The organism is Flavobacterium sp. (assembly GCF_046317795.1).
Classification (GTDB): Bacteria; Bacteroidota; Bacteroidia; order Flavobacteriales; family Flavobacteriaceae; genus Flavobacterium.
The window spans coordinates 1-11,086 of sequence record NZ_JBKCVI010000193.1; the positions used below are offsets into that span (position 1 = coordinate 1).

10 protein-coding genes are annotated in these 11,086 nt (G+C 33.9%); 4 read left to right on the top strand and 6 right to left on the bottom strand.

Features of this window, described 5'->3' with window-relative positions:
* Positions 1 to 369 precede the first annotated feature (369 nt).
* A complete protein-coding gene (locus tag ACK5ON_RS11390; RefSeq protein WP_409822513.1) occupies positions 370 to 1,992 on the top strand; it encodes a DUF4139 domain-containing protein in 1,623 nt (540 codons plus the stop codon).
* A gap of 136 nt (positions 1,993 to 2,128) precedes the next feature.
* Positions 2,129 to 3,523, top strand: coding sequence for a PQQ-dependent sugar dehydrogenase (locus ACK5ON_RS11395; protein WP_409822516.1), 1,395 nt, complete (start codon positions 2,129 to 2,131; stop codon positions 3,521 to 3,523).
* Position 3,524: 1 nt separating this feature from the next.
* Here the strand turns inward: ACK5ON_RS11395 and ACK5ON_RS11400 are convergent, their stop codons facing one another.
* The 3 genes from ACK5ON_RS11400 to ACK5ON_RS11410 all read right to left on the bottom strand — a co-directional run bounded on the left by ACK5ON_RS11400 (position 3,525) and on the right by ACK5ON_RS11410 (position 6,512).
* The gene (locus tag ACK5ON_RS11400; RefSeq protein ID WP_409822535.1) at positions 3,525 to 4,559 is read right to left on the bottom strand and encodes an NADP(H)-dependent aldo-keto reductase; all 1,035 of its coding nucleotides are present in this window, start codon (positions 4,557 to 4,559) and stop codon (positions 3,525 to 3,527) included.
* A 142-nt stretch (positions 4,560 to 4,701) separates the two neighbouring features.
* Positions 4,702 to 5,667, bottom strand: coding sequence for an OmpA family protein (locus ACK5ON_RS11405; protein ID WP_409822519.1), 966 nt, complete (start codon positions 5,665 to 5,667; stop codon positions 4,702 to 4,704).
* 83 nt (positions 5,668 to 5,750) lie between these two features.
* Positions 5,751 to 6,512 carry an exodeoxyribonuclease III gene (locus tag ACK5ON_RS11410; RefSeq protein ID WP_409822522.1) on the bottom strand — a complete coding sequence of 254 codons (762 nt, stop codon included), beginning with the start codon at positions 6,510 to 6,512 and terminating at the stop codon, positions 5,751 to 5,753.
* A gap of 210 nt (positions 6,513 to 6,722) precedes the next feature.
* Here ACK5ON_RS11410 and ACK5ON_RS11415 point away from each other — a divergent pair, with 210 nt between their 5' ends.
* Both ACK5ON_RS11415 and ACK5ON_RS11420 read left to right on the top strand, forming a co-directional pair.
* Positions 6,723 to 8,534, top strand: a complete 1,812-nt coding sequence (locus ACK5ON_RS11415) for a GNAT family N-acyltransferase (RefSeq protein ID WP_409822525.1) — start codon at positions 6,723 to 6,725, stop codon at positions 8,532 to 8,534.
* A 61-nt stretch (positions 8,535 to 8,595) separates the two neighbouring features.
* A complete protein-coding gene (locus ACK5ON_RS11420; RefSeq protein WP_409822528.1) occupies positions 8,596 to 9,075 on the top strand; it encodes a hypothetical protein in 480 nt (159 codons plus the stop codon).
* A gap of 309 nt (positions 9,076 to 9,384) precedes the next feature.
* Here the strand turns inward: ACK5ON_RS11420 and ACK5ON_RS11425 are convergent, their stop codons facing one another.
* Genes ACK5ON_RS11425 through ACK5ON_RS11435 form a run of 3 tightly spaced genes read right to left on the bottom strand, consistent with a single transcriptional unit; the run spans position 9,385 to position 11,011 of the window.
* Positions 9,385 to 10,182 carry a M48 family metallopeptidase gene (locus ACK5ON_RS11425; RefSeq protein ID WP_409822531.1) on the bottom strand — a complete coding sequence of 266 codons (798 nt, stop codon included), beginning with the start codon at positions 10,180 to 10,182 and terminating at the stop codon, positions 9,385 to 9,387.
* Positions 10,179 to 10,610, bottom strand: coding sequence for a hypothetical protein (locus tag ACK5ON_RS11430; RefSeq protein ID WP_396176122.1), 432 nt, complete (start codon positions 10,608 to 10,610; stop codon positions 10,179 to 10,181). The genes ACK5ON_RS11425 and ACK5ON_RS11430 overlap by 4 nt, the downstream gene beginning before the upstream one ends.
* Entirely contained in the window at positions 10,607 to 11,011 is a 405-nt protein-coding gene (locus ACK5ON_RS11435; RefSeq protein WP_396176124.1) for a DUF2752 domain-containing protein, read from the bottom strand. Before ACK5ON_RS11435 ends, ACK5ON_RS11430 begins: the two co-directional genes overlap by 4 nt.
* Positions 11,012 to 11,086 lie beyond the last annotated feature (75 nt).

Genomic DNA, 11,086 nt, shown 5'->3' on the forward strand with positions numbered 1-11,086 from the left:
CTGAAATGATGTTAAAAAAGTTCTAAGCTTACCCTTCTGAAATTAATGATATTTTTTTATTGAAATTTAAATCTCCAAAATAGGAATTCCGCAGCAAACAAAGAAATCGGAATTCTTACTTGGACTTTAAAACTCAATCCAGGTGAAACCAAGAAAGTTAGGATAAGTTATAAAGTCAGATATCCTAAAGATAAAACGATAGATAATTTATAAAAACACAAGCATCCTAAAGTCATTGATTTTAGGATGTTTTTTTTGGAGCTATATTTATTGTATCCGTTTTACCCATTCAACTCACCCTTTTACCAAGTCTGCCAAATTTGTCTTTTTCTATATATTAGTTTTATAAAGAATTTAAAAATTAGTACCATGAAAATTAAATATGCAACCCTGCTGTTATTAGTTACTCAGTTGTTCTTTGGACAAGAAATAGTAAAAGAAATTGAAATTAAACGTGCTACCATTTACTTGAAAGGAGCGAAAGTTACAGGAACCACTCCAGTCGTTTTAAAAAAAGGCAGGAACTTTGTTAAACTCATTAATTTGTCCAACGACATTGACGAAAACACCTATAAGATTGGTCTGGGAAAAAACACAACCCTGATGGCAATTACTCCATTAAACAATTATCTACACGGTAATAAACCTTCAGAAATAGAACAAAAATTAGAAGCCGAAAAGAAAAAAAATGCGCGCTCTATTGATTTGCTTTCGCTTCAAATCAAAACACTTTTGGGGGAACAAAGTATTATCAACGCTAATTTGCAAGTGCATACCAACGATAAAATTTCGCCTCAAGAACAATTAATTAAATTGACTTCTTTTTATGCCAAACGCTTTTTAGAAATTGAAAACAGTTTGTACTTGTTACAAGAGCAAAAAAATGACTTAGTGTCTGCAAATGCGAATATAGTCAACCAATTAGCAGAAGAAAAAACCAATAAAAACAAGAACAAAAAAGAGTTACTATTAGAAATCGAAGCCAAAACCGAAATGAGTTTTGATCTTTCAGTAACCTATGTTGTCAATAGCGCAGGTTGGATGCCATTATACGACATTAGAGCAACCGATGTAAGCAGTCCATTAGAAATAGTTTTTAAAGGAAAAATATATCAAAAAACAGGGCAAGATTGGACCAATGTGAAACTTTTTGTATCTACTTACTTGCCTCAAAACAATCAAAACCGACCGATATTATCACCATTATATGTCAATGAATTTGTGGCAGGAATGAGCTACAATCAAATGAATAATGATAAGTATAAAAAAATAGCGGTCAATGCTGCAACCAATTCCTATCAAATGAGAAGTGATGCTAACAATACCAATGAAGAAGCTTCCTATTTTGATTTGCCTGTTGCCAATGTGTCGGATAGTCAAATGAACATTTTATATGAATTAAATGAAATTCAAACGATAAAAAGTCAAGAAAAAGAACAGTTTTTAATTTTAGATAAAAAAGAAGTAGCGGCAACTTATAAATATCATACTGTTCCAAAAGTCAATCAAAGCGTATACTTATTAGCCATTGTAAAAAATTGGCAAAATCTAAATTTAATTTCGGGTGAAGCTAGTTTGTTTTTTGATGACAATTATATTGGTAAAACGTATTTACAAAGCAATTATGTAAATGACGAATTCCCTATATCATTGGGAATAGACGAACGTATCGTAATCAAAAGAAGAAAAATTGAAGACAAAGACGAGAAGAAATTTTTTAATAGCAATAAAAAAGAAACCGAGTCCTATGATATAGTGATTAGAAACAACACAAAACAGACGATAGATTTGGAAGTTTTGGACCAATTGCCAATAAGTGAAAACGAAAAGATTACCGTAAAATCGTTAACCATTGGAGATGGCGTTTATGATGAAAAAACAGGAAGTATACTTTGGCAACGAAAAATAGAAAGTGGTAAAACGGAAATCATACACTTTGCTTATGAGCTAAAATATCCTAAGGACATGCGAATTCATTATTCGAATAGGTAAAATCATTTATAATTTATAAAAGAGGGAAACATCCTAAGACAATTGGTTTTAGGATGTTTTTATTTAAATAATTGCCTGTTAATGGATTAGTTTTTTAATTTTTATTTAAATTTACCATCTCTTTAATAAAAAAGTTATGAAAAAAATTATCCTCCTTTTATTTATTTGTATAGCAAACCTAAGTCTTGCCCAAACCGTAGCGGTACAAACTTTTGCCACAGGTTTATCCAATGCAGTAGCGTTAGTTCATCCGCCGGCTGATTCTCGCCTTTTTGTAGTTCAAAAAACAGGTGCTATTAGAATAGTTAATGCAAATGGAACGGTGAATGCCACACCGTTTTTAACCGTAACTGGTTTAAGTAGCGGTAGCGAACAGGGCTTATTGGGCTTGGCTTTTCATCCCAATTATGCGACAAATGGATTATTTTTTATCAACTATACCAATACCGCTGGTGATACTATAATTGCAAGATATTCTGTTTCTGCCAATCCAGATATAGCCAATACTACTGCAACCATTTTAATGACAGTAGATCAACCTTTTTCTAATCATAACGGTGGAAGTTTGGCATTTGGACGTGATGGTTTTTTATACATTGGATTGGGTGATGGCGGAAGCGGTGGCGATCCACAAGGTTATTCGCAAAACATGACTGTAGATGCTAACTTCCCTAGTAGAGTATTGTTAGGTAAAATGCTTCGAATAGATGTTAATACTACTTTTGGGTCATTAAACTATGGTATTCCAGCAACTAATCCTTACGCAACCACTGCTGGTCTTCGTGAAATTTGGGCAATTGGGTTACGAAATCCATGGAAGTATTCATTCAATAGATTAAATGGCGACTTATGGATAGCCGATGTTGGTCAAAGTACTCGCGAAGAAATCAATAAAACAACATTTCCTTTGCCTAATACAGGTATAAATTATGGCTGGCGTTGTTATGAAGGAACTTCCGTTTTTAATACTAGTGGTTGTCCTACTTTTGCCAATACAGTGGCGCCTTTTACTGATTATGTTTATGGTTCCAATGGCAGATGTTCTATCACTGGTGGTTATTTTTATACTGGTACTTTGTATCCAAACTTTGCAAACAAATATATTTTTGCCGATTATTGTACTGGAGAAATTGGACTTGTTGACTCCTCGGGAACAATCACATGGAGTGTAAATTTGCCGGGGGTAATTACCACTTTTGGCGAAGATCCTAACGGCGAATTATATATTACCAATGGTTCAACTATCTCAAAAGTAGTTGACACTTCACTAAGCACTATCGCTCTTGATGAAAATGTTTTGACAATTTTTCCAAATCCGGCAACTAACGAACTTTTTATTAAAAACAACAATAACATAGCATTACAATCTATTGCTATTACTGACTTATCAGGGAAATTGGTTTTAAATCAAGATATTCAAAACATCGGTTCTAACGCCATAAGCATTGCTAATTTAGCGAAAGGAATGTATCTAGTTACGGTGCAAATACCTAATGGTTTGACTGCTACATCAAAAATTATCAAACAATAATTTAAGGCGCAGGATTGGGAAATACTTCCTGAATTTTATTGATTTGAAAAATAATTTCTGGCGATAATGTTACCTCAAAAGCAGCAATGTTTTCTTTGAGTTGTTCCAAAGTAGTGGCACCAATAATAGTGGAAGTTACAAAATCTTGTTGGTTGACAAACGCCAAAGCCATTTGGGTTAACGTTAGTCCATGGTCTTTCGCTAATTGATGATAAAGTTGAGTCGCTTTTAAGCAATTCTCACTCGAATATCTTGTAAACTGAGGGAACAAACCCAATCGTGACGTTGGTTGAATCCCATTCAAATGTTTTCCTGTTAAGAAACTAAACGCTAAAGGTGAATACGCCAACAAACCCACATTTTCACGCATTCCAATTTCGGAAAGTCCTACTTCATATAATCGATTTAGTAACGAAAACGGATTTTGAATCGTAACAATTCGAGGTAAATTGTATTTTTCGCTTTCGCTGATGAATTTCATCACACCATAAGGATTTTCATTAGAAACGCCGATGTGTTTCATCTTTCCTTCTTTAATTAAACCATCATAAACACTTAATATTTCAAAGAAATTTTCTTGCCATTGGGTATCAATTTTGGAAACACCACGTTGCCCAAACATATTCATCACGCGCTCTGGCCAATGCATTTGAGACAAATCAATATAATCCGTTTGAAGGTTTTTTAAACTTAAGTTAACCGCTTCGTGAATGTTTTTCTTTGAAAAACTTAAGGGTTTACGAATGTATTCCATGCCGCGATTGGGTCCAGCAATTTTGGTTGCAATGACTAAATCTTCTCGTTTCCCTGATTTTTTTAACCAAGTTCCAATATATTTTTCGGTTAAACCTAAAGTGGATTGCTTTGCTGCAATGGGATACATTTCGGCAGTATCAATGAAATTAACTCCTTCTTCTGTAGCGTAATTTAGTTGAGCGTGAGCATCACTTTCGGAGTTTTGTTCCCCAAAAGTCATTGTGCCTAGGCAAATTTTACTAACCTTTATATTGGTATTGGGTAAAGTGGTGTAATTCATCGTTCTTGCCTTTTTTGCTGTGCAAAAATATAGTAATGTCATCGTTTATCGCATTCGATTAACAGATTTTTTGGAAACATTTACATAAAAAAAAGGTCAGAGTACAACTTTGACCTTTACTATTCTTTAGTTCTTACTTCTTTTAAAACTCATTCAACATCTTAGAGATTTCATCTAGTTTTGGTGTTAAAATAATTTCAATTCTACGGTTTTTAGCTTTGCCATCAGGAGTATCATTGCTCATTAACGGAGCATATTCACCACGACCAGCTGCGGTTAAATTTTGTTTTCTAATCCCGTTATTTTCTCCTAAAATAGTTACGATAGCTGTAGCTCTTTTGGTTGATAAATCCCAATTGTTCTCAATTCCGCCTCCAATATTTCCTAGAATTTTATCATTATCCGTATGCCCTTCAATTAATACCGTTATATCTGGATTTTGTGCTAAAACTTTACCGACTTCCACCACGGCTTTTCTTCCTTCTGTTCCTACAGCCCAACTTCCAGTTTGGAACAACAATTTGTTTTCCATAGAAACATACACCTTCCCATTTTTTTGTTCCACAGTCAATCCTTTTCCTTCAAACGCATTTAGTGCTTTGGACAATGTTTCTTTTAATTTTTTCATGCTAGCATCTTTGGCTGCAATCATACTTTCCAATTCATTCAAACGTTTGGTGTTTGATGCCAATTCGTTTTTTAATTTATTCAATCGGTCTTGCTCAGCAGCCAACGCTTTTTCTTTTGCCCCAAGTTGCGCAAGCAGTTCACGATTTTTATTCATGTTAGATTCGAGTGCATCATTGCTATTTTTTTCTAAAGCAGCATAGGAATCTTTGAGAGTTTTTAGGTTATTAGTCGTTGCTGTGCAATCGGCTTGCAGTTTGTCTCTATCGGCTTTGAGCTTATCTAATTCGGCTTTAAGCATTTTATTTTCTTCGTTAAATTGCGCATTGGCTTTGTGCAATTCTTCATTTTCATCAGCAATTAAGCGATTTTCTTTCTTCAAATCGGTGTACTTGTTCTCCAAATCGGTGTATATTTTTTTGGATACACAAGAGGTCATGAATGTCATCAAAGCTATTCCTAAAACTATTCTCTTTATCATAATACTTTTTTTTATATTTATTCCTGTTTCGTCATCCTGAGCTTGTCGAAGGACTATTAACTTTATTCTTAGTCAATTTATTCTTAGTCAATTTCTACCAACACTGGGCAATGGTCTGAGTGCTTTGCCTCAGGCAAAATCACAGCTCTTCTTAATCTTTTTCGCAAAGGGTCACTGGCCAAACAGTAATCTATTCGCCACCCTTTATTATTAGCTCTAGCGCCAGCTCGATAACTCCACCAACTGTAATTATCAGGTTCTTTGTTAAAAAATCTAAAGGTATCAATGAAACCACTTTTCATGAATTTGTCCAACCAAGCGCGCTCTTCGGGTAAAAATCCCGAAACGGTTTTATTTCTTATTGGGTCATGAATATCAATAGCTTCGTGACAAATGTTGTAATCGCCACAAATAATTAGATTTGGAATCTCTTTTTTTAAATCATCAACATATTTTTGAAAGTCATCCATGTAGATGAACTTATAATCCAATCGATCGATATTAGTTCCCGAAGGCAAATACAAACTCATTACCGAAAACTCATCAAAATCCAATCGAAGATTACGTCCTTCAAAATCCATGTGGTCAATTCCAGTCCCAAAAACTACATTATTGGGTTTTACTTTTGATAAAATGGCTACACCACTATATCCTTTTTTTTGAGCCGGAAACCAATAATGATAGGGATAACCCGAGAGTTCGACGTCGAGTAACGGAATTTGATCTTCGGTAGCTTTTATTTCTTGCAAACAAATAATATCGGGATTGGCTTGTTGCAACCACTCCAAAAATCCTTTGGAAATTGCCGCTCGAATACCATTTACATTGTATGAAATAATTCTCATCAAGTTATACTTTTATTATTATCTTCTTTTAATAAATACAAAATCCCTCGGTTCAAAAATAGCTAAAAACAAATTTATATTTATGATTTAATAGTAACGATTTTTGATTGTAGTAATTTATTCCCTTCATAAATCAAAAATCGGTAATCTACAATCTTCTATTGACTATAATTACTATCTTTGTTTCCTACTCAAAAATGAAAAGTATACATGGGTTTAGTTACTGCAAAAGAAGTTGCAAAAGCAATAAAAGCTGATAAATACGGGGTTTTTGGAACCTTTTGTGGTTGGATGCTAATGAAAGCTTTAAAAATTTCGACCTTAAACAAAATCTATGACCGAAACAAGCATTTAAGTGAAATAGAGTTTCTAAATGCTATTTTAGATGAGTTTCAAATTAAATTTGAAATTCCTGAAGAAGACTTTAAACGACTTCCAAAAGATGGTGCTTATATTACTATTTCCAATCATCCTTTGGGCGGAATTGATGGGATTTTATTATTGAAATTAATGCTCGAGAGAGAACCTAATTTTAAAATAATTGCCAATTTCCTGTTGCACCGCATCGAACCAATGAAACCTTACATCATGCCGGTAAATCCGTTTGAAAATCACAAAGATGCCAAATCGAGTGTGATAGGAATTAAGGAAACCTTGCGCCATTTGAGCGATGGCAAACCTTTAGGAATGTTTCCTGCTGGTGAGGTTTCTACTTATAAAGATGGGCAATTGGTGGTGGATAAAGCTTGGGAAGAAGGTGCGATAAAAGTCATTCGAAAAGCCCAAGTCCCTGTAATTCCCATTTATTTTCATGCCAAAAACAGTCGCTTTTTCTATTTATTATCCAAAATAAACCCAACACTTAGAACGGCAAAATTGCCATCGGAATTGTTAACTCAGAAAGATCGAGTGATTAAAGTCCGTATAGGAAAACCTATTTCGGTAGCCGAACAAAACGAACACAAGAGTATTGAAGAATACTCCGAATTCTTGAGAAAAAAAACCTATATGTTGGCCAATTCTTTTAACAAAGAAAACAACCTATTGAATCCTCAAAATCTAAATCTGAATTTAAAAACCTCTAAAAGTCCGAAACAAATTGTAAAGCCAGCCAATCACGATAAGATTTTAGAAGAGATTGCTGCATTACGAGAAAGCGATTATCGTTTGCTGCAAAGCAAAAATTATTTAGTTTTTTTGGTGCCTGCCATTCAAATTCCGAATATTCTTCATGAAATTGGTCGTTTGCGCGAAATTACTTTTAGAGCCGTTGGAGAAGGAACCAATGAGTCAATCGACTTAGACCGTTGCGATAGCTATTATCATCATATGTTTCTTTGGGATGATGAAACGCAGCAAATTGCAGGAGCGTATCGTATGGGATTGGGTTCGGAGATTTTTCCAAAATATGGTATCGAAGGGTTTTATCTTCAAGATTTGTTCCGATTTGAGCCTGAATTGTTTGATATGATGTCAAAATCTATCGAAATGGGAAGGGCTTTCATCGTTAATGAATACCAACAAAAACCGATGCCGTTATTCTTGCTTTGGAAAGGGATTGTACACACAACACTGCGTTATCCTGAGCATAAATTCCTGATTGGTGGTGTGAGTATCAGTAATCAATTTACTGAATTTTCGAAATCGTTGATGATTGAGTTTATGAAGTCCCATTATTACGACCCATATGTGGCGCAGTACATTCACCCGAAAAAAGAATTTAAGGTAAAACTGAAAGATGCCGACAAGGATTTTGTGTTTAACGAAACCGAATCTGATTTAAATAAGTTTGATAAAATTATTGACGAAGTAGAGCCTGGCACTCTGCGTTTACCGGTTTTAATAAAAAAATACATTAAACAAAATGCCCGTGTAGTCGCTTTTAATGTTGACCCTTTGTTTAATAATGCCGTTGATGGTTTGATGTATATTCGTATTGCTGATTTACCCGAAAGCACTGTAAAACCTGTAATGGAAGAATTTCAGGCAGAATTGGAACGAAAAGAAAAGAATTATAAATAGCTAATTGTTGTTATTTTAAAGTTATAGGCAATGTTACCAGAACTGTTAAAAATTGAATTAAATGCATTCAAACCTCAATATAGCTGAATTTAGAAATAGATTAAAGAATTTTACAAAAACTGGACATCCAAAATTGAAATTAAGTCCGTTTGCGATATTCTCAATGTTTGGTGATTCATCAAAAACTTTTTACGGTCTTTTTGATGACGTTACATTTAGTTTGACTTCAAATTTTAGATTTAACCCAACTTACTATATTTTAAGAGGCAATTACAAAACACTAAATGGAAAACTTGAAGTCAAATATGAACTTGTCCCAAGACATAAATACCAACTTTACTGGTGGATATTTATAGCGGTTTTAGGATTTGTAGTTTTTAATTCTATGTTGCTTTCAAATCATAGCGAATCAATTTCAGAACTTCCTTTAATTGTGAATATGTTTCTATTTTTTATGATAACTTATGCTTACTTAAACATTACCAGAAAGAGAAAAAAATTGGAAAAGAATTTTATAAATATTTTTGAAATAATAAAGTAAACGACAAAGAAAAAACACTGCATACAACTGCGGTTACACGATATTGCGAATTTTTTTTGTAACTTCACGTTTCGCAAGAAATAGTATCTTTAACGGAAAATAAACGTTTACGAAGTTCGCAACAGTCGTGTAGCCGCGGGGACGTTCAAACTGTCTAAAAACCTAAAACAAGTCGCTGAGGATTGCCGATATGAAATTTTTCAAAGATAGGAGTACGAACATAAAAACTTTCAGTACGAATTTTTAGAAAGCTGACGTTAAGGGATTTTTGTCATTCCGACGAAGGAGGAGTCTCAATATTATGGAAACTTATTCCTTCACTTGTTCTTGAAACGTTTTCCACTCTTTTTCAGAAATACTTTGGTTGCTTTTTAATTTCTTCCCTTTAATGTATTCCAAAATATATTTGGCGCGTTCTTCCGACTCGGGATGATCCACAATCCAACTCATTCCATCAGGTATTTTGCTGTCTTGAGCCATTTGATACATAAAATCGGCCATTGGTTTTGGGTCGATATTAGCTTTTAGCATATAGTCTACACTAGTAATATCGGCTTCTTTTTCCAATGCTCTATCATAGGCAGAAGAGGTTAACATTTTTAAAACTTCCTTTGCCATTTGTCCGCCTTTTCCACTGGACGTAGCAGTCAACAAAACCGAATATCCTATTTCCTTGGACAATTTTTTCATCACATGGTTTTTTTCGATATGAGCTATCTCGTGACCTAAAACACCTTGCAGTGCTTCTTGTTTTTTGCAATCTTCTATCAATCCGGTATAGACAACCAAATGATTATTGGGCAACGCAAAAGCATTAATTTCATCTTTTTGTACAATATGAATTTTGAGTGAATCACGTTCAATATCATTGGCTTCACAAATTGGAATTATTAATTTATCCAATGTTTTTATAACACTGTCATTGGTAATAACATCTTCGGTATTGGAAATTTCATCCCAAATCAAATCGCCTAATTTATTTTCAACAAATTCGGTGCGTTCTTTTACTTTGAAAAAAGTCATAAAATCGAGTTGAGAAAATCCGAACCATAGCAGGAAAAAACCCAGTACTATTATCAATCCTTGAAAAATTGTTTTCTTTATCATGGTCTGCAAATTAAGTTGGTAATATTTCCGAAAAACAAAAACTGAACATGTTTTCCTTTGCGAGTTTGCACAGCGGCATAAATAGTGGAGAAAATCTCCATTAAATTAAATACAATTACTGCAAAAATATAAGCAAAGTATTGATTGCTGACTTTTTCATCGGTAAATAATATAGAAATAGTCCACCAAAAACTAGCGCTGTTAATTCCTAAAAGTGCCAATTGGGAAAGCAATGCTTGAGTGCAATGCCATCGCACAAAATAAGTTCCTTTTCTATTGGCTAAATAGAAAAAGAAAGTGGCTAGCAAATTAATTATAGGCAACGGCAACCCTGCAATGAGCGCTACTAAAGACATCAAATAACTATTGGATGCTTTCTCCCGCTCGTGTTCGCCTGGTTTGTAGGCAAAAGTTGTTTCTTGTATCATACATGTTTATTTATATTCCAAATCCAATTGAGAAGTACTAAAAATAGTAAAACAATGGCTAACCATGGTTTTCTGATAATATCTTCACTTTTTTTATACACTTTTAAAAAGGTTTCTTTTTTTAAAACTACATCCATCAAAACCCATATCGGGAAGATTGTCATAATGATAGCAACAAGTATTCCAAACGGATTTACAAGTACTGATTCTATAAGTTGCCCTTTCAAAAGCAATGCAAACGCCCGAGTTGTTCCACAAGAAGGACAAGGAAATCCTGTCGCATTTTTAATGATACAAACCCGAAACATATCATTTTCTGATTTGTGAAAAGTGTAAAAAAGATAAATAAATCCAGCCAAACAAGCTATAAGCAACAAGGAATATAACTTATTTCGGGTCATTTATTAATAAAATGTATTTTGGAATGTTTCCATGTTTTTTTCGCGAGTAGCACCCATGATTAGAAACCAATCAAT

What these genes read in the sequence shown, in the direction of transcription:
- ACK5ON_RS11425 (WP_409822531.1), bottom strand. Translation starts at nt 10,182, where the DNA reads ATGATAAAGAAAACAATTTTTCAAGGATTGATAATAGTACTGGGTTTT.
- ACK5ON_RS11405 (WP_409822519.1), bottom strand. Translation starts at nt 5,667, where the DNA reads ATGATAAAGAGAATAGTTTTAGGAATAGCTTTGATGACATTCATGACC.
- ACK5ON_RS11400 (WP_409822535.1), bottom strand. Translation starts at nt 4,559, where the DNA reads ATGAATTACACCACTTTACCCAATACCAATATAAAGGTTAGTAAAATT.
- ACK5ON_RS11415 (WP_409822525.1), top strand. Translation starts at nt 6,723, where the DNA reads ATGGGTTTAGTTACTGCAAAAGAAGTTGCAAAAGCAATAAAAGCTGAT.
- ACK5ON_RS11430 (WP_396176122.1), bottom strand. Translation starts at nt 10,610, where the DNA reads ATGATACAAGAAACAACTTTTGCCTACAAACCAGGCGAACACGAGCGG.
- ACK5ON_RS11435 (WP_396176124.1), bottom strand. Translation starts at nt 11,011, where the DNA reads ATGACCCGAAATAAGTTATATTCCTTGTTGCTTATAGCTTGTTTGGCT.
- ACK5ON_RS11390 (WP_409822513.1), top strand. Translation starts at nt 370, where the DNA reads ATGAAAATTAAATATGCAACCCTGCTGTTATTAGTTACTCAGTTGTTC.
- ACK5ON_RS11420 (WP_409822528.1), top strand. Translation starts at nt 8,596, where the DNA reads ATGCATTCAAACCTCAATATAGCTGAATTTAGAAATAGATTAAAGAAT.
- ACK5ON_RS11395 (WP_409822516.1), top strand. Translation starts at nt 2,129, where the DNA reads ATGAAAAAAATTATCCTCCTTTTATTTATTTGTATAGCAAACCTAAGT.
- ACK5ON_RS11410 (WP_409822522.1), bottom strand. Translation starts at nt 6,512, where the DNA reads ATGAGAATTATTTCATACAATGTAAATGGTATTCGAGCGGCAATTTCC.